The sequence below is a fragment of the Rhizobacter sp. Root1238 genome, assembly GCF_001425825.1.
Lineage (GTDB): Bacteria > Pseudomonadota > Gammaproteobacteria > Burkholderiales > Burkholderiaceae_C > Rhizobacter.
Genome location: NZ_LMDM01000010.1, coordinates 56252 through 76058 on the forward strand (window position 1 = coordinate 56252; position 19807 = coordinate 76058).

Sequence of the window (19807 nt, forward strand, 5' to 3'; positions counted from 1 at the left end):
CTTCAATTCAGTTTCGAGACGGCCACGTGCTTCAGCAGTTCGGTCACGCTGACGTGCATGGTGTCGGTAAAGGGCTTCGGGTACACGCCCATCCACAGCACGGCCACGGCCAGCAGCGCGAGCATCAGGAATTCGCGGGCGTTGATGTCTTCGAGCGCGCGCACGTCTTCGTTGGCCACCGGGCCGAAGTACACCCGCTTGACCATCCACAGCGTGTAGGCGGCGCCGAACACCAGCGTGGTCGCGGCCAGCGCGCCGAGCCAGAAGTTGGCCTTCACCGCGCCGAGGATCACCATCCACTCGCCGACGAAGCCGCCGGTGCCCGGCAGGCCGCAGTTGGCCATCGCGAAGAACACCGCCAACGCGGCGAACTTCGGCATCGTGTTGACGACGCCACCGTAGCTCGAGATCTCGCGCGAGTGCACCCGGTCGTACAACACGCCGATGCACAGGAACATCGCGCCGGACACGAAGCCGTGCGAGATCATCTGCACCAGCGCGCCGGAGACGCCGAGCTCGCTGAAGATGAAGAAGCCGAGCGTCGCGAAGCCCATGTGGGCGATCGACGAATAGGCCACCAGCTTCTTCATGTCCTGCTGCACCAGCGCGACCAGCCCGATGTAGACGACCGCGATCAGCGACAGCGCGATGATGAACCAGTCGTACGCATGGCTCGCATCGGGGGCGATCGGCATCGAGAAGCGCAGGAAGCCGTACGCGCCGAGCTTCAGCATGATGGCCGCCAGCACCACCGAGCCGCCGGTCGGCGCCTCGACGTGGGCGTCGGGCAGCCAGGTGTGCACCGGCCACATCGGCACCTTGACCGCGAACGCCGCGAAGAACGCGAAGAACAGCAGCGTCTGCGCGTTCATGTTCAGCGGCAGCTTGTGCCACGTGAGGATCTCGAAGCTGCCGCCCGACTTGAAGTACAGGAAGATCAGCGCGATCAGCATCAGCAGCGAGCCGGCCAGCGTGTACAGGAAGAACTTGAACGCCGCGTAGACCCGGCGCGGGCCGCCCCACACACCGATGATGATGTACATCGGGATCAGCGTGGCCTCGAAGAACACGTAGAACAGCAGGCCGTCGAGCGCGCTGAACACGCCGACCATGATCCCCGACAGGATCAGGAACGCGCCCATGTATTGGTTCACGCGCTCGGTGATCACCTGCCACGCGGCGATCACGACGATGACCGTGATGAAGGCCGTCAGCAGCACGAACCACACCGAGATGCCGTCGACCCCCAGGTGGTAGTGCACGTTCAGGCGCTCGATCCAGTCCAGGTTCTCCTGGAACTGCATCGCGGCGGTGCCGGCATCGAAGCCGGTGATCAGCGGAATCGTGACCGCGAAGCTCGCGATCGCGGCGACCAGCGCGATCCAGCGCACCGCATTGGCGTGCTCGTCGCGGCCGACCAGCAGCAGGACGATGCCCGCGACGATCGGCAGCCAGATGGCAAGGCTCAACAAACCCATGTTCTTGTTCTCCGGTGCCGCTTTTTACTTGCCGAACAGGCTGCTGGCGGCGCTCATCAGCGGTCCCCACAGCTGCCAGGTCATCAGGAGGATCACGCCGAGGATCATCACCAGCGCGTACCAGTAGAGGTAGCCGGTCTGCACGACGCGCACCACCGACGCGAACGCACCGACCGCGCGTGCCGAGCCGTCGATCAGCACGCCGTCGATGACGGCCTGGTCGCCGCCCTTCCACAGCCCGCGGCCGAGCAGGCGCGCGCCGGCCGACAGCACGTTCTCGTTGAACCAATCGAAGAAGTACTTGTTCTCGAGGATCGCGTAGACGAAGCCGAACTTCGACTTGAACCAGGCGGGAATCGCCGGCTTGACCATGTAGAACACGTAGGCGGTGACGACGCCGGCCAGCGCCAGCCAGAACGGCAGCGACATCAGCCCGTGCAGCGCCATCGCGACGGCACCGTGGAACTCGTTCTTCATCTCTTCCATCGCCGGGTGCTTTTCCGGGTTGATGAAGATCGCGTCCTCGAAGAAGCCGCCGTACAGCATGCCCTGGATTGTCATGAAGCCGATCACGACCGACGGGATCGCCAGCAGCAGCAGCGGCGCGGTGACGACCCACGGCGATTCGTGCGGCACGTGGACGTGCGGCTCGGCGTGGCCGTGCGCATCGTGCCCGTGCGCGTCGTGCGCATGCTCGTCGTCGTGGTGGTCGTGCTCGCCGGGGAACGGCTTGTGGCGGAAGTTCTCCTTGCCGTGGAAGACGAGGAAATACATCCGGAACGAATAGAAGGCCGTGACGAACACGCCGATCAAGACCGCGATGTATGCGAAGCCGGCACCCGGCAGGTGGCTTGCATGCACCGCCTCGATGATGCTGTCCTTCGAGTAGAAGCCCGAGAACAGCGGCGTGCCGATCAGCGCCAGCGAGCCCAGCAGCGACGTGATCCAGGTGATCGGCATGTACTTGCGCAGGCCGCCCATGTTGCGGATGTCCTGGTCGTGGTGCATGCCGATGATCACCGAGCCGGCCGCGAGGAACAGCAGCGCCTTGAAGAACGCATGCGTCATCAGGTGGAACACCGCGACCGAGTAGGCCGACGCGCCGAGCGCCACCGTCATGTAGCCGAGCTGCGACAGCGTCGAGTACGCGACGACGCGCTTGATGTCGTTCTGGATGATGCCGAGGAAGCCCATGAACAGCGCGGTGATCGCACCGATCACCAGCACGAAGCTCAGCGCGACGTCGGACAGCTCGAACAGCGGCGACATGCGCGCCACCATGAAGATGCCGGCGGTGACCATCGTCGCCGCGTGGATCAGCGCCGAGATCGGCGTCGGGCCTTCCATCGAATCCGGCAGCCACACGTGCAGCGGCACCTGGGCGCTCTTGCCCATCGCGCCGATGAACAGGCAGATGCAGGCCACCGTCAGCAGCATCCATTCGGTGCCGGGGAACACGGCCTTGGCCAGCTCGGGCGCCTTCGCGAAGATCTCGGTGTAGTTCAGCGTGTTGCCGAAGGCCAGCAGCAGGCCGATGCCGAGGATGAAGCCGAAGTCGCCGACCCGGTTCACCAGGAAGGCCTTCATGTTGGCGAACACCGCGGTCGGCCGCGTGAACCAGAAGCCGATCAGCAGGTACGACACCAGGCCCACCGCTTCCCAGCCGAAGAACAGCTGCAGCATGTTGTTGCTCATCACGAGCATCAGCATCGAGAAGGTGAACAGCGAGATGTACGAGAAGAAGCGCTGGTAGCCCGGGTCTTCCTCCATGTAGCCGATGGTGTAGATGTGCACCATCAGCGACACGAAGGTCACGACGCACATCATCATCGCGGTCAGGCCGTCGACCAGGAAGCCGATCTCCATCTTCAGCGAGCCGAGCGTCATCCACTCGTAGACGGTGGCGTTGAAGCGCGCGCCGTCGACGGCCACCGCCTTCAGCGTCATCGCCGAGATGATGAAGGCGATCAGCACGCCGAGGATGGTCACGGTGTGCGCGCCGCGGCGGCCCACCTGCTTGCCGAACAGGCCGGCGACGACGGCACCGACCAGCGGTGCCAGCGGCACCGCGAGCAGCATGTTCTGGGAGAGTTGTGCGGACATGGTGTGCTCAGCCCTTCAGCGAGTCGAGCTCGTCGACGTTGATCGTCGCGCGGTTGCGGAACAGGACCACGAGGATGGCCAGGCCGATGGCCGACTCGGCCGCGGCGACGGTCAGGATGAAGAACACGAACACCTGGCCCGCCATGTCGCCCAGGAAGTGCGAGAACGCGACGAAGTTCAGGTTGACCGCCAGCAGCATCAGCTCGATGGCCATCAGCAGCACGATCAGGTTCTTGCGGTTCAGGAAGATGCCGATCACCGACAGCGCGAACAGGATCGCGCCCAGCGTCAGGTAGTGGCCCAGCGTGACCGGGCCGAGGGCGAAGGTGCTCATGACTTGGCTTCTTTCTTGGCAACTCCTGCGACCAGCGGTGCGCTGTCCAGCGACGCGGGCGGTGCCGGCGGGGCTTCGACCTCGGCCTTCATCTTGACGATGCGCACGCGGTCGGCCTTCTTTGCGCGGACCTGCAGCGACGGGTCCATCGCCTTCGAATCCTTGCGCTGGCGCAGCGTCAGCGCGATCGCCGCGACGATCGCCACCAGCAGCAGCACGGCCGCGATCTGCAGCGGGTACAGGTAGTGCGTGTAGATCTGGATGCCGAGCAGCTTGGTGTTGCCCATCTGCAGCGCGGCGGCATCGGCCGCCGGCGCGCTGCGCACGTCGAAGCCGGGGATCAGCACCGCGGCCATCTCGAGCGCGATGACCACGCCGACCAGCGCCGCGACCGGGAAGTGGGTCCAGAAGCCCTGGCGCAGCGCGTCGACGTTGATGTCGAGCATCATCACGACGAACAGGAACAGCACCATCACGGCGCCGACGTAGACGAGCACCAGCGAGATCGCGAGGAACTCGGCATGCAGCAGCATCCACACGCAAGAGGCCGAGAAGAAGGCCAGCACCAGGAACAGCGCGGCATGCACCGGGCTGCGCGCGGTGATGACGCGGAACGAAGCTCCCAGCAGCACGGCCGAGAAGATGTAGAAAAGCGCGGTCGGGATGTCCATATTTGCTTTGCCAGTTTCTATCGCTCCACCCAAAAACACATCTGAGCTTCCTACCCAGCGGCCGCCGCGGAACCGGCTTTGCCGGGCCGCTGGCGGTGCCCCCTGGGGGGAGGCGCCGAAGGCGCTTCGGGGGGGTCAACGGTACTTGGCGTCTGCCTCCTTGTTGGCGGCGATCTCGGCTTCGTACCGGTCACCGACGGCCAGCAGCATGTCCTTCGTGAAGTACAGGTCGCCGCGCTTTTCGCCGTGGTATTCGAAGATGTGCGTCTCGACGATCGAGTCGACCGGGCAGCTCTCTTCGCAGAAGCCGCAGAAGATGCACTTGGTCAGGTCGATGTCGTAGCGCGTCGTGCGGCGCGAGCCGTCGTCGCGGATGTCGGACTCGATCGTGATCGCCATCGCCGGGCACACCGCCTCGCACAGCTTGCAGGCGATGCAGCGCTCTTCGCCGTTGTCGTAGCGGCGCAGCGCATGCAGGCCGCGAAAGCGCGGCGATGCCGGCGTCTTTTCTTCCGGGAACTGCACGGTGATGTGCGGCGACAGGAAATGCCGGCCGGTCAGGGCCAGGCCCTTGAACAGCTCGGTGAGCATGAAGCTCGAGAACAGGTCCTTGATGGAGGCCACTGCAGACATGGTCTTCTCTCCTTACTTCCAGAGGCTGAGCGGGGACTGCAGCCACAGCCCGACGACCACCAGCCACACGAGCGTGACCGGGATGAAGATCTTCCAGCCCAGCCGCATGATCTGGTCGTAGCGGTAGCGCGGGAAGGTCGCGCGCACCCACAGGAACATGGTCACGACGACGAAGGTCTTCAGGCCCAGCCAGATCCAGCCCGGGATCCAGGTGAACGGCGCGAAGTCGAGCGGCGACAGCCAGCCGCCGAGGAACAGCGTGACGCACAGGATCGACACCAGGATCATGTTCGCGTATTCGGCCAGGAAGAACATCGCGAACGACATGCCCGAGTACTCGACCATGTGGCCGGCGACGATCTCCGATTCGCCTTCGACGACGTCGAACGGGTGGCGGTTGGTTTCCGCGAGGCCCGAGATGAAGTAGACGACGAAGATCGGCAGCAGCGGCAGCCAGTTCCACGAGAACAGCGTGAAGCCGTGGGTCGCGGCGAACCCCTTGCCCTGCCCCATCACGATGTCGGTCATGTTCAGGCTGCCGCTGACCATCAGCACGACGACCAGCGCGAAGCCCATCGCGATCTCGTAGCTGACCATCTGCGCCGACGCGCGCAGCGCGCCGAGGAACGCGTACTTCGAGTTCGACGCCCAGCCGGCGATGATCACGCCGTAGACCTCGAGCGAGGTGATCGCCATCAGGAACAGCAGGCCGGCGTTGATGTTGGCGAGCGCCACTTCGGGGCCGAACGGCACGACGGCCCAGGCGGCCAGCGCCGGCATGATCGTCATCACCGGGCCGATCAGGAACAGCGGCCGGTTCGCCGCGGTCGGCAGGATGATCTCCTTGAAGATCAGCTTGACCGCATCGGCGATCGGCGTCAGCAGGCCCCACGGGCCGACGCGGTTCGGACCCGGGCGGATCTGCGTCCAGCCGATGGCCTTGCGTTCCCACAGCGTGAGGTAGGCGACGCAGCCCAGCAGCGGCAGCACGACGACGATGATCTTGATCAGCGTCCAGACCACCGGCCAGGCCGCCCCCAGGTACTGGGTGCCGTAGAGGTTGAAGGTATCGATCATGGTGTGCTCAGGCCTTCTCGATCGACAGCGGGCCGAACATCGCGCCGAGCGCGGCGGTCAGCGCATGGCCGGCGGGAACGCGCACGGTGCCGGCCGCGAGGCCCGCATCGAGGCGCGCCGGCAGCGTGATGGCGGCGCCGCCTTGCGAGACGCGCACGGTGTCGCCGTCCTTCAGGCCGAGCTGCGACCACTGTGCGCTGCCGATCGACGCGACCGGCGGGCGGGCATCGGCGGTCAGCTGCAGCGACGTCGCGCGGCGCACCAGGCTGTCGGCCGAATAGATCGGCACGTCGGCGATGCGTTCGATGCCGGTGCCCGCCGCTGCGGTCGCCGACGCGGTCTGCGTCGTCGCATTGCTCAGGCGAGCGGCCACCGTGGCGACATCGCCCAGCGCTTCGGCGCGCACTTCTTCGGAGGTCTCCTGGTCGAAGCCCTTCAGGCCCAGCAGGTTGCCGAGCACGCGCAGCACCTTCCAGGCCGGGCGGGCGTCGCCCAGCGGCTTGACGACGCCGTGGAAGCTCTGCACGCGGCCTTCGGCGTTGACGAAGGTGCCCGAGGTTTCGGTGAACGGCGCGATCGGCAGCAGCACGTCGGCGACGTCGAGCGCCGCGTCCTTGAACGAGGTCAGCGCAACCACCATGTCGGCCGATTGCAGTGCCGTCTTCGCGACCACCGGGTTGGCGGCATCGAACTCCGGCTCGACATTCAGCAGCAGGCAGGCGCGCAGCGAACCGCTGAGCATCTCGCCGGCGTTCAGGCCGCTGGCACCCGGCAGCGCATTGACGAGCTGCGCGCCGACGCTGTTGCCGGCTTCGGTCAGGTAGCCGACGCTGGCGCCGGTCTGCGCGCCGATCCAGTTGGCCAGGGCCAGCAGTTCGGTGGCTTGCGGATGCTGCGCGGCGGCGTTGCCGAGCAGCACGGCCTTGCGTTCGCCGCTCAGCAGCGAGGCTGCAACCGCATTGGCGGCATCGGTCGCCACGAACGACGACGGCGCAGCGACGCCCTTCGCGGCCGCCACGGCCGCGGCGATCGCGCCCAGCGCACCGACCCAGCCGCTCGGCGCCACCGCCTGCTGGCTGGCCATCGGCATCAGCCAGTCATCGGCCAGCGCGTGCAGGCTGTGCACCTTGGCGCCCTTGCGGGCGGCCTGGCGGATGCGCTGCGCGAACAGCGGGTGGTCCTTGCGCAGGAACGAACCGACGACCAGCACGCGCTGCAGCGCCGACAGCGATGCGATGCTGGTGCCGAGCCAGCGCACGCCGGCTTCGCCCGCGCTGCGGAAATCGGCATGGCGCGTGCGGTGGTCGATGTTCTCGCTGCCCAGGCCGCGCACCAGCTTCGCGAGCAGGTGCAGCTCTTCGACGGTGGCATGCGCCGAGCCGACGGCGCCGATGCTCTTCGCGCCGTGGTCGGCCTTGATCTGCGACAGGCCCTTGGCCACGTACTCGAGCGCGGTGGTCCAGTCGACCGTCTTCCATTCGCCGCCCTGCTTGATCATCGGTGCGGTCAGGCGCTGCTCGCTGTTGACGGCTTCGTACGAGAAGCGGTCGCGGTCGGCCAGCCAGCATTCGTTGATGTCTTCGTTCTCCAGCGGAACGACGCGCAGCACCTTGTTGTTCTTGACCTGCACGATCAGGTTCGCGCCGGTGCCGTCGTGCGGGCTGACGCTCTTGCGGCGCGACAGCTCCCAGGTGCGGGCGCTGTAGCGGAACGGCTTGCTGGTGAGCGCGCCGACCGGGCAGATGTCGATCATGTTGCCCGACAGCTCGCTGTCGATGGTGTCGCCGGCGACCGTGGTGATCTCGGAGTGCTCGCCGCGGTGGATCATGCCGAGCTCCATCACGCCCGCCACTTCCTGGCCGAAGCGCACGCAGCGCGTGCAGTGGATGCAGCGGCTCATCTCTTCCATCGAGACCAGCGGGCCGACGTCCTTGTGGAAGACGACGCGCTTTTCTTCGGTGTAGCGCGACGACGACCCGCCGTAGCCGACCGCCAGGTCCTGCAGCTGGCATTCGCCGCCCTGGTCGCAGATCGGGCAGTCGAGCGGGTGGTTGATCAGCAGGAACTCCATCACGCCCTGCTGGGCCTTCAGCGCCTTGTCGCTCTTGGTGCGGACGATCATGCCCTGCGTCACCGGCGTGGCGCAGGCGGGCATCGGCTTCGGCGCCTTCTCGACGTCGACCAGGCACATGCGGCAGTTGGCCGCGATGGACAGCTTCTTGTGGTAGCAGAAGTGCGGGATGTAGGTGCCCGCCTTGTCGGCCGCATGCATCACCATGCTGCCTTCGGTGACCTGGACCTTCTGGCCGTCGAGTTCGATTTCAATCATGTGAGAAAGCCCAGCAGGTCAGGCGTGCACCTTGACCGCGCAGGTCTTGTGCTCGATGTGATGGATGAACTCATCACGGAAGTGTTTGATCATCGCGCGCACCGGCATCGCCGCCGCATCGCCGAGCGCGCAGATGGTGCGGCCCTGGATGTTGTCGGCCACCGAGTTCAGCAGGTCGATGTCTTCCATGCGGCCCTGGCCGTGCTCGATGCGGTCGACCATGCGGAACAGCCAGCCGGTGCCTTCGCGGCACGGCGTGCACTGGCCGCAGCTCTCGTGCATGTAGAAGTACGACAGGCGCAGCAGGCTCTTGACCATGCAGCGGGAGTCGTCCATCACGATGACGGCGCCGGAGCCGAGCATCGAGCCGGCCTTCGCGATGGCGTCGTAGTCCATCGTCGTGTCCATCATGATGGCCGCCGGCAGCACCGGGGCCGACGAGCCGCCGGGGATCACCGCCTTCAGCGTGCGGCCCTGGCGCACGCCGCCGGCGAGTTCGAGCAGCTTCGAGAACGGCGTGCCCAGCGGCACCTCGAAGTTGCCGGGGCGTTCGACGTCGCCGACCACCGAGAAGATCTTGGTGCCGCCGTTGTTCGGCTTGCCGATCTCGAGGTAGGGCTGGCCGCCGTTGCGGATGATCCACGGCACCGCGGCGAAGGTCTCGGTGTTGTTGATCGTGGTCGGCTTGCCGTACAGGCCGTAGCTGGCCGGGAACGGCGGCTTGAAGCGCGGCTGTCCCTTCTTGCCTTCGAGCGATTCGAGCAGCGCGGTCTCTTCGCCGCAGATGTAGGCGCCGAAGCCGTGCGCGCCGTGCAGCTGGAAGCTGAAGTTGGAGCCGAGGATCTTGTCGCCGAGGAAGCCGGCCGCGCGGGCTTCTTCGAGCGCGGCTTCGAAGCGCTCGTACACCTCGAAGATCTCGCCGTGGATGTAGTTGTAGCCGACCGTGATGCCCATCGCGAACGCGGCGATCGCCATGCCTTCGATGACGATGTGCGGGTTGAACATCAGGATGTCGCGGTCCTTGCAGGTGCCCGGCTCGCCTTCATCCGAGTTGCACACCAGGTACTTCTGCCCCGGGAACTGGCGCGGCATGAAGCTCCACTTCAGGCCGGTCGGGAAGCCCGCGCCGCCACGGCCGCGCAGGCCGGAGGTCTTGACTTCGGCGATGACCTGCTCGGGGGTCATCGGCTCGCCGGTGGCGCCCTGGAACTCGCCGGTCAGGATCTTGCGCAGCGCCTGGTAGCCGCCGCGCGCGACGTAGTCCTTCAGCGACCAGTTGCGGCCGTTCAGGTCGGCATAGATCTGCGCGCCGATGTGGCGGCCGTGGAAGCAGGTCTCGGCGCCGGTGGCCTGGAACTTCGAGAGGTCCAACAAGGGTTGCGACATGGTTCGTTCCGTTTACTTCGCCGCGCGCAGCGTGTCGACGAGCTCGTCGAGGCGCTGCTCGTCCATGAAGCTGCACATCTGGCGGTCGTTGACCAGCATCACCGGCGCATCGGCGCAGGCGCCCAGGCATTCGCTCTTCTGCACGGTGAACAGGCCGTCGGCGGTGGTGCCGCCTTCGTCGACGCCGAGCCGGCTGCACAGGTGCTCGAGCGCGGTCTGGCCGCTGCGCAGCTGGCACGGCAGGTTGGTGCAGACGTTGAGCTTGAAGGTGCCCCGCGGCTGCTGGTTGTACATGTTGTAGAAGGTCGTCACCTCGTGCACCGCGATCGGCGGCATGCCGAGGTACTCGGCGACCAGCTTCTCGCTGTCGGCCGAGACGAAGCCCTGCTCCTGCTGCACGATGGCCAGGCAGGCCATCACGGCGGACTGCTTCTGGTCGGCGGGGTACTTGGCCACTTCGCGGTCGAAGCGGACGCGGGTCGATTCCGAAATCATCGGTCGATTTCTCCGAACACGATGTCCATCGTGCCGATGACCGCGACGGCGTCGGCGATCATGTGGCCACGGGCCATCTCATCAAGGGCTGCCAGGTGCGCGAAGCCGGGGGCGCGGATCTTCAGGCGGTACGGCTTGTTCGCACCGTCGCTGACGATGTAGATGCCGAACTCGCCCTTCGGGTGTTCCACCGCCGCGTAGGCTTCGCCTTCGGGCACGTGGAAGCCTTCGGTGAAGAGCTTGAAGTGGTGGATCAGCTCTTCCATGCTGGACTTCATCTCGACGCGTCCGGGCGGCGCCACCTTGTGGTTCGCGGTGATGACCGGGCCGACCGGGTTGGCACGCAGCCAGTCGACGCATTGCTGCACGATGCGGTTGGCCTGGCGCATCTCCTCGACGCGCACCAGGTAGCGGTCGTAGGTGTCGCCGTTGACGCCGACCGGCACATCGAAGTCCATCTTGTCGTAGACGTCGTAGGGCTGCTTCTTGCGCAGGTCCCAGGCGATGCCCGAGCCGCGCAGCATCGCGCCGCTGAAGCCGAGGTTCAACGCACGCTCGGGCGACACGACGCCGATGCCGACGGTGCGCTGCTTCCAGATGCGGTTGTCGGTGAGAAGCGTCTCGTAGTCGTCGACGTTCTTCGGGAAGCGCTTGCTGAAGTCCTCGATGAAATCGAGCAGCGAGCCCTGGCGGTTCTCGTTCAGGCGGCCGATGGTCTTCGCGTTGCGGACCTTCGATGCCTTGTACTGCGGCATCGCATCGGGCAGGTCGCGGTAGACGCCGCCCGGGCGGAAGTAGGCCGCGTGCATGCGCGCGCCCGACACCGCCTCGTACATGTCGAAGATGTCCTCGCGCTCGCGGAAGCAGTAGATGAGGATGTTCATCGCACCGCAGTCGAGCCCGTGCGCGCCCAGCCACAGCAGGTGGTTCAGGATGCGGGTCAGCTCGGCGAACATCACGCGGATGTACTGCGCGCGCAGCGGCACGTCGACGCCCAGCAGGCGCTCGATGGCCAGGCAGTACGCATGCTCGTTGGACATCATCGACACGTAGTCGAGGCGGTCCATGTAGGGCAGCGACTGGATGTAGGTCTTGCTTTCGGCCAGCTTCTCGGTCGCGCGGTGCAGCAGGCCGATGTGCGGATCGGCGCGCTGGATCACTTCGCCATCGAGCTCCAGCACGAGCCGCAGCACGCCGTGGGCTGCCGGGTGCTGGGGTCCGAAATTGAGCGTGTAGTTCTTGATTTCAGCCATGTCATCGCCTCGAGGCGCGAGCCTCTAGTGCAGCCCGCCGTAGTTGTCTTCGCGAATGATGCGCGGCGTGATCTCGCGCGGCTCGATCGTCACCGGCTGGTAGATCACGCGCTTCTGCTCGGGGTCGTAGCGCATCTCGACATGGCCGGTGGTCGGGAAATCCTTGCGGAACGGGTGGCCGATGAAGCCGTAGTCGGTCAGGATGCGGCGCAGGTCGACGTGGCCGTCGAACAGGATGCCGTACAGGTCGAAGGCCTCGCGCTCGAACCAGTTGGCCGAGTTCCAGACCTCGTTGACCGAGGCCACCATCGGCAGGTCGTCATCGGGCGCGAACACCTTCAGGCGCAGCCGCCAGTTGTGCGTGATCGACAGCAGGTGCGACGCGACGCAGTAGCGCAGGCCTTCGTTCGGCTGGTCCTTGTACGACGAATAGTCGAGGCCGCACAGGTCGACCAGCTGCTCGAAGCGCAGCGCCGGGTCGTCGCGCAGCGCGAGCGCGACGGCGGCGTAGTGCTCGGCGGTGACGGTCAGCGTGAGTTCGCCGCGGTCGCGCACCAGGCGCTTGATCTTGCCGGCAAAGGCCGCTTCGAGCGCCGCCTGCAGGGTGTCGAGTTTGCTCATGCGGGCTTTCAGCGGGCGATGGTGTTTTCGCGGCGAATCTTGGTCTGCAGCTGCAGCACGCCGTACAGCAGCGCCTCGGCGGTCGGCGGGCAGCCGGGCACGTAGACGTCGACCGGCACGATGCGGTCGCAGCCGCGCACCACCGAATAGCTGTAGTGGTAGTAGCCGCCGCCGTTGGCGCACGAGCCCATCGACAGCACCCAGCGCGGCTCGGCCATCTGGTCGTAGACCTTGCGCAGCGCCGGCGCCATCTTGTTGCACAGCGTGCCGGCGACGATCATCAGGTCGCTCTGGCGCGGGCTGGGACGAAACAGCATGCCGAAGCGGTCGATGTCGTAGCGGGCGGCGCCCGCGTGCATCATTTCCACCGCGCAGCAGGCCAGACCGAAGGTCATGGGCCACAGCGAACCGGTCTTCGACCAGTTGATCAGCGTGTCGACGCTGGTGGTGACGAAGCCTTCTTTCAGAACACCTTCGATACTCATAGTCCAATTCCTGCCGTTAGCGAGACGGGCCGAGCGCCGGGCCGCCCCAAGCCGGCCCGCATCCCCTTGGGGGATCGGCCGACGTACTCGTCGGACGAGGGGTTCACATCACTCCCAGTCAAGGGCGCCTTTTTTCCACTCGTAGGCAAAGCCGACGACGAGGATTCCCAGGAACACCATCATCGACCAGAAGCCTGCCGGACCGATTTCCTTGAGCGACACCGCCCACGGAAAGAGAAATGCAATCTCGAGGTCGAACAGGATGAAGAGAATCGCGACGAGGTAGTAGCGCACGTCGAACTTCATGCGCGCGTCTTCGAAGGCCTCGAAGCCGCATTCGTAGGGGGAATTCTTCGCGGTGTCCGGCTTGTGCGGACCCAGCAGGAAACCGAGCACCTGAGGCGCTACGCCTACCCCTACGCCGACCAGGATGAACAGGATGACGGGCAGGTAGGGAGCGAGGTTCATGGTGTGGTTTGAGCGGTCTTGAAACAAACGAGGCACTGGGTAAGTGCCTCGTTCAAAGATCTGGTGCCGTCGGCGAGACTCGAACTCGCACAGCTTTCGCCACTACCCCCTCAAGATAGCGTGTCTACCAATTTCACCACGACGGCTTTTTTCAAACACTCATCAATTTTGCTGCCCGGTTGGCATGAGGACTGGCTTACCGGGCAGCCGCAAATTCTAACCTCAAAGACCCCGGGTTTACGCGCTGTGCACCGTAGTGCAGCACGACAGTCGGATACCCGCAAAGGTCCTTGATGCGAATCACTTGGTCGGGATCGCGCCCGCGCCCGACGCGGCCTGCACCGGCGCGGCCGGCACGACCACCGCCGAGGCGGCGTCCGCCGGGGCCGAGGCACCGGAAGCCGCACCCGACGCACCACCGGCGGGAGCGCTTGCAGCGATGCCGGGCGCGCGGTCGAGGATGGTCGAGCTCGACGACGGCGAGGCGCTTGCGCGCTCGTGCGAGAAGTACGCGAGCGTCAGCGTGCAGACGAAGAAGACCGCCGCGCACACCGCCGTCGAGCGCGACAGGAAGTTCGCGCTGCCGGTGGCACCGAACAGGCTGCCGGACGAGCCGCTGCCGAACGAGGCGCCCATGTCGGCCCCCTTGCCGTGCTGCACCAGCACCAGGCCGATCATGATCAGGGCCGCCAGCATCTGGATGGCCACGACGAAATTCAACAGCACTTGCATTGTTCTTGCTCCAGAAAAATCATTCGCGCGGTCAGGCCGCGGCTTTGCAAATGGCCGCGAAATCCGCGGCCTTCAGTGACGCCCCGCCGATCAGCCCGCCGTCGATGTCGGCTTGGGCAAACAGGCTGGCGGCGTTGTCGGCTTTCACACTCCCGCCGTACAACAACAACATCTCGTCGGACTTCTGCGTCGCCGCGTGCAGTTGCGCGCGCAGCAGCGCATGCACCGCCTGCGCCTGCTCGGGCGACGCGGTGCGGCCGGTGCCGATCGCCCACACCGGCTCGTAGGCCACGACGACCTGCGAGATGCAGTGCGCGAGCGTGTGGATCACTGCCGACAGCTGGCGCTTGACCACCGCATCGGTCTGGCCGGCTTCGCGCTCGGCCAGCGTCTCGCCGACGCAGACGATCGGCGTCAGCTTGTGGGCCAACGCCGCCTTCGCCTTGTCGGCCACCAGTTGATCGGACTCGGCATGCAGAGCACGGCGCTCCGAATGGCCGACGATCACGTAGCGGCAACCGAACTCGGCCAGCATCGACGCCGACACCTCGCCGGTGAAGGCGCCGCTTTCATGTTTCGAGCAGTCCTGTGCGCCCCAGGCCAGGCGATGGCCCTGCAAGGACAGCGCGACCTCGCCCAGGTACGGGAACGGCGCGCAGACCGCAACGTCGGCATCGAACGGGCCGGCTTCGACCAGCCCGGCCAGCAGCTCGGCATTGGCCACGCGGCCGCCGTTCATCTTCCAGTTGCCGACGACGAGTTTGCGACGCATGCCCGAAGCTCCTTGTTGGATGCTCACCATGTGAGCACCAGCTTGCCGATGTGCTGGTTCGATTCCATCAGCGCGTGGGCCTCGGCCGCCTGCGCGGCCGGGAACACCTGGTGGATCACCGGCTTCACGCGACCGGCTTCGAGCCAGGGCCATGCGTGCGTGCGCAGCGCCTTCGCGATCGCGGTCTTGAACGCGACCGAACGCGGGCGCAGCGTCGAACCCGAAATGGTCAGGCGACGGCGCAGCACGGCACCGGCGTCGATCTGCGCGGTGGTACCGCCCTGCACCGCGATCAACGCGATGCGGCCGTCGTCGGCCAGGCACTGCAGTTCGCGCGCGAGGTAGTCGCCGGCCACCATGTCGAGGATCACGTCGGCGCCGCGGCCGTCGGTGACCCGCTTCACTTCGGCGACGAAGTCGTGCGTGCGGTAATTGATCGCGTGGTCGGCGCCGAGCGACACGCAGGCGGCGCACTTCTCGTCGCTGCCTGCCGTTGCGATCACGCGCGCGCCGAACGCCTTGCCCAGCTGGATCGCGGTGACGCCGATGCCGCTGGTGCCGCCCTGCACCAGCAGCGTCTCGCCGGGCTGCAGGTGCGCGCGGTCGAACACGTTCGACCAGACGGTGAAGAAGGTCTCGGGCAGGCTCGCGGCCTCGATGTCGCTGAAGCCCTTCGGCACCGGCAGGCACTGGCCGACCGGCGCGACGCACAGCTCGGCATAGCCGCCACCGGCCACCAGCGCACAGACGCGGTCGCCGATCGCGATGCCGGCGGCCGACATCGCCGCCGCATCACCGTCGACCACCTCGCCCGCGACCTCCAGCCCCGGCAGGTCGGACGCCCCCGGCGGCACCGGGTACAACCCCTTGCGTTGCAGCACGTCGGGCCGGTTGACGCCCGATGCAGCCACACGGATCAGCAACTCGCCGGCCGCAGGCACCGGTGCCGCGCGCTCGATGGCACGCAGCACGTCGGGCGCGCCGGGGGAGGTGATCGCGATGGCTTTCATCGGAAGCTCGGTGGGCAGGACGCCGCCACACGGCCACCGCGTCGGGACGCAGCGGCCGCGCGGCCGGTCATCATTCCTGCGCAGGCGCCTGGTCGCGGTCGATCAGGGCCTTCATCGACAGCTTGACGCGGCCCTTCTCGTCGGTCTCGAGCACCTTGACCTTGACGATCTGGCCTTCCTTCAGGAAGTCGGTGACCTTCTCGACGCGCTGGTGCGCGATCTGGCTGATGTGCAGCAGGCCGTCCTTGCCCGGGAGCAGGTTGACCAGCGCACCGAATTCGAGCAGCTTGGTGATCGGGCCTTCGTAGACCTTGCCCACTTCGACTTCGGCGGTGATCTCTTCGATGCGCTTCTTCGCGTAGGCGGCCTTGTCGGAGTCGGCCGACGCGATGGTGATCGTGCCGTCTTCGCCGATGTCGATCGTGGTGCCGGTTTCTTCGGTCAGCGCACGGATGGTCGCGCCGCCCTTGCCGATCACGTCACGGATCTTCTCCGGGTTGATCTTCATCGTGTACAGGCGCGGTGCGAACTGCGAGACCTCGGTCTTGGCTTCGCCCATCGCTTCGGTCATCTTGCCGAGGATGTGCAGGCGGGCTTCCTTGGCCTGCGCCAGCGCGACCTGCATGATTTCCTTCGTGATGCCCTGGATCTTGATGTCCATCTGCAGCGCGGTCACGCCGGCGGTCGTGCCGGCGACCTTGAAGTCCATGTCGCCCAGGTGATCTTCATCGCCGAGGATGTCGGTCAGCACCGCGAAGCGGTTGCCGTCCTTGATCAGGCCCATCGCGATGCCGGCGACGTGCGCCTTCAGCGGCACGCCGGCGTCCATCAGCGCGAGGCAGCCGCCGCACACCGAGGCCATCGACGACGAACCGTTCGATTCGGTGATCTCGGAGACGACGCGCATCGAGTACGGGAACTCGACGCGGTCCGGCAGCACCGCGACCAGCGCGCGCTTGGCCAGGCGGCCGTGGCCGATCTCGCGGCGCTTCGGGGTGCCGACGCGGCCGGTTTCGCCGGTGGCGAACGGGGGCATGTTGTAGTGCAGCATGAAGTGCTCGCTGAACTCGCCGGCGAGTGCATCGATCTTCTGCGAATCGCGGTCGGTGCCGAGCGTCGCGGCGACCAGCGCCTGCGTCTCGCCGCGGGTGAACAGCGCCGAGCCGTGGACACGCGGCAGCACGCCGTTGCGGATCTCGATCGCGCGCACGGTGCGGGTGTCGCGGCCGTCGATGCGGGGCTCGCCCTGCAGGATCTGGCTGCGCACGATGCGGGCTTCGATGTCGAACAGCACGTTGTCGACCTTGACCTTGTCGACCACGACGCCTTCGGCGGTCAGCGCGGCGACGACCGACGCGGTGGCTTCGCGCGTGGCCTGCGTGCGGGCCTGCTTCGAGCGGATCTGGTAGGCGGCGCGCAGCTTCTCTTCGGCCAGGCCGGTGACCTTGCCGATGAAGGCTTCGTCCTTGGCGGGCGCGGCCCAGTCCCAGGTCGGCTTGCCGGCGTCACGCACGAGTTCGTTGATCGCGGCGATGGCGATCTTGCTCTGGTCGTGGCCGTAGACCACGCCGCCGAGCATCACTTCTTCGCTCAGTTGCTGGGCTTCGGATTCGACCATCAGCACGGCGGCTTCGGTGCCGGCGACGACCAGGTCCATCTGCGAATCGAGCAGCTGGGTCTTGCCCGGGTTCAGCACGTACTGGCCGTTGACGTAGCCGACGCGCGCGGCACCGATCGGGCCGTTGAACGGGATGCCGGAGATCGCGAGCGCGGCGCTCGAGCCGATCAGCGCGGCGATGTCGGCCGAGACTTCCGGGTTCAGCGACAGCACGTGGATCACGACCTGGACTTCGTTGTAGAAGCCTTCGGGGAACAGCGGGCGCAGCGGGCGGTCGATCAGGCGCGAGGTCAGCGTCTCGAGTTCGCTCGGGCGGCCTTCACGCTTGAAGAAGCTGCCGGGGATCTTGCCGGCGGCGTAGGTCTTCTCGATGTAGTCGACGGTCAGCGGGAAGAAATCCTGGCCAGGCTTCGCATTCTTGGCACCGACCACGGTGGCGAGGATCACGGTGTCCTCGATGTCGACCAGCACGGCACCGCTCGACTGGCGGGCGATCTCGCCGGTTTCCATGCGGACCGTGTGCTGGCCCCATTGGAAGGTCTTGGTGACTTTGTTGAACATGCTCATGTCTTTTCTCCGGTTTGTTGTCAGCGCCAGGTGAGGGCGGCGCCTTTGCACCCGGAACTGCGGCAACCTGGCGCGATGCCATTCCAGCGGCGCTCGTGTCCTTGAACGCTGGTGGAATGACACATCGTCATCTGTGGGTGCTCAGCTCCAAAAGCGCAAAGAGCCTGTGCTGGTGATCCAGACAGGCTCTCGGCTTTCATTCGCGGATTACTTGCGCAGACCCAGCTTCTGGATCAGCGCGGTGTAGCGGTCGGCATCGGTCTTGCGCAGGTAGGCCAGCAGGCTCTTGCGGGTGTTGACCATCTTCAGCAGGCCGCGCCGACCGTGGTGGTCCTTCAGGTGCAGCTTGAAGTGGGGGGTCAGCTCGTTGATGCGGGCGGTCAGCAGGGCCACTTGCACTTCGGGGGACCCGGTGTCGTTGGCGCTGCGGGCATTGGCCTTGACGATCTCGGCCTTGTTCAGATCTGCGACGGACATGTCAGTTTCCTGATGATCCCGCCACGTTGCTGGGCGGGAGGTTGCTACTTGCGGTCGCGGGTGAAACTGACCCGCGCCGTGCGACTTGCTTCACGCACCGAAGGGTTCAGAGCGCAAAGCCCGTCGATTATAGCCTCAACGCGCGTTTCAGCCGCTCCACCCCGTCGACCAGCCGCTCAGGGTCGCGCGACGCGAAGCACCAGCGCAGCCAGCCTTCAGCCTCGTCGCCAAAGGCCGCCCCGGGCGCGAGACCCAGCCCGACGCCGGTGACCAGCCGCTTCGCCAGCGCCAGCGAATCGTCTTCGCCGTCGACCCGGAAGAACGCGTACATGCCGCCCGCCGGCAGCGCGAGCGTGACGCCCGGCAAGGCCTGCAGGCGCGGCACCAGCGTGTCGCGGCAGGTCTTCAGCCGGCCGATCAGGCCCGGCACGAAGTCGGCGGCGCCCTGCAGCGCCGCGATGCCGGCGCGTTGCACGAACACCGGTGCGCACGAGGTGTTGAACTCGATCAGCTTGCCGATGTCGGCGGTCAGCGCGGCCGGCACGACCAGCGAGCCGAGCCGCCAGCCGGTCATCAGGAAGCTCTTCGAGAAGCTGTGCGCGACCACCAGCCGGTCGTCGGCCTCGGCGATGTCGAGGAAGCTCGGCGCCGCAGCCTGACCCGGCTCGTAGTACAGCCGCTCGTAGACCTCGTCGGCGACGATCCAGGTGCCGGTGCGGCGGCAGTGGTCGAGCACCGCCTGCTGCTCGGCGCGGGTCATCGTCCAGCCGGTCGGGTTGTTCGGCGCGTTGACCAGCAGCAGCCGGGTCTGGTCGGTGATCGCGGCCAGCAGGCGGTCGAGGTCGAGTTGCCACGCGCCGTCGCGCACCTGCAGCGACACCCGCCTCACGTCCGCCCCGAGGATCGCCGGTTGCGCGGTGATGTTCGGCCACACCGGCACCACCGCAACCACCTCGTCGCCGGCGCCGACCAGCGCCTGCGTCGCGATCATCAGCCCGTTGACGCCCGACGACGTCACCGCGATGCGGCCGGCATCGACCGGCCGGTGCAGCGCGCTCGCATAGGCGGCCAGCGCCTCGCGCAATTCGGGCAGGCCGAGGTTGTGCGCATAGGCCGTCTCGCCGCGGCGCAGCGAGGCGACCGCCGCTTCGGTGACGAAGTCCGGCGTCGGCTCGTCGCTCTCGCCGAACCAGAACGGCAGCACGTCGGTGCGACCGATCGCCGCGTTCGCGACCTCGCGGATCTTCGATGCAGGCAGCTGGCGGATCACATCTCTCATCAGGACTCCTTCGTGCTTC

19 protein-coding genes and 1 tRNA gene are annotated in these 19807 nt (G+C 66.5%); all 20 read right to left on the minus strand.

Translation table 11 applies throughout. The annotated features are described in order from the left end of the window. Window positions 1-2: 2 nt before the first annotated feature. The 20 genes from ASC98_RS10230 to ASC98_RS10325 all read right to left on the minus strand — a co-directional run bounded on the left by ASC98_RS10230 (window position 3) and on the right by ASC98_RS10325 (window position 19788). Window positions 3-1478 carry an NADH-quinone oxidoreductase subunit M gene (locus ASC98_RS10230; RefSeq protein ID WP_056807918.1) on the minus strand — a complete coding sequence of 492 codons (1476 nt, stop codon included), beginning with the start codon at window positions 1476-1478 and terminating at the stop codon, window positions 3-5. Between the two features lie 24 nt (window positions 1479-1502). Next, window positions 1503-3581: an NADH-quinone oxidoreductase subunit L gene (gene nuoL / locus ASC98_RS10235; protein ID WP_056807920.1), complete on the minus strand. Its 2079-nt coding sequence runs from the start codon at window positions 3579-3581 to the stop codon at window positions 1503-1505. Between the two features lie 7 nt (window positions 3582-3588). Next, window positions 3589-3915, minus strand: coding sequence for an NADH-quinone oxidoreductase subunit NuoK (gene nuoK, locus ASC98_RS10240; RefSeq protein ID WP_056807921.1), 327 nt, complete (start codon window positions 3913-3915; stop codon window positions 3589-3591). Then, a complete protein-coding gene (locus ASC98_RS10245) occupies window positions 3912-4586 on the minus strand; it encodes an NADH-quinone oxidoreductase subunit J (protein ID WP_056807923.1) in 675 nt (224 codons plus the stop codon). Before ASC98_RS10245 ends, nuoK begins: the two co-directional genes overlap by 4 nt. Window positions 4587-4721: 135 nt before the next feature. Further along, window positions 4722-5219 carry an NADH-quinone oxidoreductase subunit NuoI gene (gene nuoI / locus ASC98_RS10250; RefSeq protein WP_056807925.1) on the minus strand — a complete coding sequence of 166 codons (498 nt, stop codon included), beginning with the start codon at window positions 5217-5219 and terminating at the stop codon, window positions 4722-4724. Window positions 5220-5231: 12 nt separating this feature from the next. After that, window positions 5232-6296 (minus strand): NADH-quinone oxidoreductase subunit NuoH, encoded by a 1065-nt coding sequence (gene nuoH, locus ASC98_RS10255; RefSeq protein ID WP_056807927.1) that lies wholly within the window; start codon window positions 6294-6296, stop codon window positions 5232-5234. A gap of 7 nt (window positions 6297-6303) precedes the next feature. Continuing rightward, window positions 6304-8625, minus strand: a complete 2322-nt coding sequence (gene nuoG, locus ASC98_RS10260) for an NADH-quinone oxidoreductase subunit NuoG (RefSeq protein ID WP_056807929.1) — start codon at window positions 8623-8625, stop codon at window positions 6304-6306. Between the two features lie 18 nt (window positions 8626-8643). Beyond that, window positions 8644-10011: an NADH-quinone oxidoreductase subunit NuoF gene (gene nuoF / locus ASC98_RS10265; RefSeq protein ID WP_056807932.1), complete on the minus strand. Its 1368-nt coding sequence runs from the start codon at window positions 10009-10011 to the stop codon at window positions 8644-8646. Between the two features lie 12 nt (window positions 10012-10023). Further along, window positions 10024-10506 carry an NAD(P)H-dependent oxidoreductase subunit E gene (gene nuoE, locus ASC98_RS10270; protein WP_056807934.1) on the minus strand — a complete coding sequence of 161 codons (483 nt, stop codon included), beginning with the start codon at window positions 10504-10506 and terminating at the stop codon, window positions 10024-10026. Then, a complete protein-coding gene (locus ASC98_RS10275) occupies window positions 10503-11759 on the minus strand; it encodes an NADH-quinone oxidoreductase subunit D (protein ID WP_056807936.1) in 1257 nt (418 codons plus the stop codon). The genes nuoE and ASC98_RS10275 overlap by 4 nt, the downstream gene beginning before the upstream one ends. A 24-nt stretch (window positions 11760-11783) precedes the next feature. Further along, on the minus strand, window positions 11784-12380 hold the full coding sequence (locus ASC98_RS10280; RefSeq protein ID WP_056807937.1) for an NADH-quinone oxidoreductase subunit C: 597 nt from the start codon (window positions 12378-12380) through the stop codon (window positions 11784-11786). Between the two features lie 8 nt (window positions 12381-12388). Continuing rightward, window positions 12389-12865, minus strand: coding sequence for an NADH-quinone oxidoreductase subunit B family protein (locus ASC98_RS10285; RefSeq protein WP_056807940.1), 477 nt, complete (start codon window positions 12863-12865; stop codon window positions 12389-12391). 108 nt (window positions 12866-12973) lie between these two features. Further along, on the minus strand, window positions 12974-13333 hold the full coding sequence (locus ASC98_RS10290) for an NADH-quinone oxidoreductase subunit A (protein ID WP_056807942.1): 360 nt from the start codon (window positions 13331-13333) through the stop codon (window positions 12974-12976). Between the two features lie 61 nt (window positions 13334-13394). Next, window positions 13395-13479 (minus strand) — tRNA-Leu (locus ASC98_RS10295). Window positions 13480-13633: 154 nt separating this feature from the next. After that, window positions 13634-14065: a preprotein translocase subunit SecG gene (gene secG, locus ASC98_RS10300; protein WP_056807944.1), complete on the minus strand. Its 432-nt coding sequence runs from the start codon at window positions 14063-14065 to the stop codon at window positions 13634-13636. 31 nt (window positions 14066-14096) lie between these two features. Further along, window positions 14097-14837 carry a triose-phosphate isomerase gene (gene tpiA / locus ASC98_RS10305; RefSeq protein WP_056807946.1) on the minus strand — a complete coding sequence of 247 codons (741 nt, stop codon included), beginning with the start codon at window positions 14835-14837 and terminating at the stop codon, window positions 14097-14099. 23 nt (window positions 14838-14860) lie between these two features. Further along, window positions 14861-15847: an NAD(P)H-quinone oxidoreductase gene (locus tag ASC98_RS10310; protein WP_056807948.1), complete on the minus strand. Its 987-nt coding sequence runs from the start codon at window positions 15845-15847 to the stop codon at window positions 14861-14863. A 70-nt stretch (window positions 15848-15917) separates the two neighbouring features. Next, complete coding sequence (pnp, locus tag ASC98_RS10315; protein WP_056807949.1) at window positions 15918-18032, minus strand: polyribonucleotide nucleotidyltransferase; 2115 nt, start codon at window positions 18030-18032, stop codon at window positions 15918-15920. Between the two features lie 207 nt (window positions 18033-18239). Next, window positions 18240-18509, minus strand: a complete 270-nt coding sequence (gene rpsO / locus ASC98_RS10320; RefSeq protein WP_047502936.1) for a 30S ribosomal protein S15 — start codon at window positions 18507-18509, stop codon at window positions 18240-18242. Window positions 18510-18636: 127 nt separating this feature from the next. Continuing rightward, window positions 18637-19788, minus strand: a complete 1152-nt coding sequence (locus ASC98_RS10325) for a pyridoxal phosphate-dependent aminotransferase (RefSeq protein ID WP_056807952.1) — start codon at window positions 19786-19788, stop codon at window positions 18637-18639. Window positions 19789-19807 lie beyond the last annotated feature (19 nt).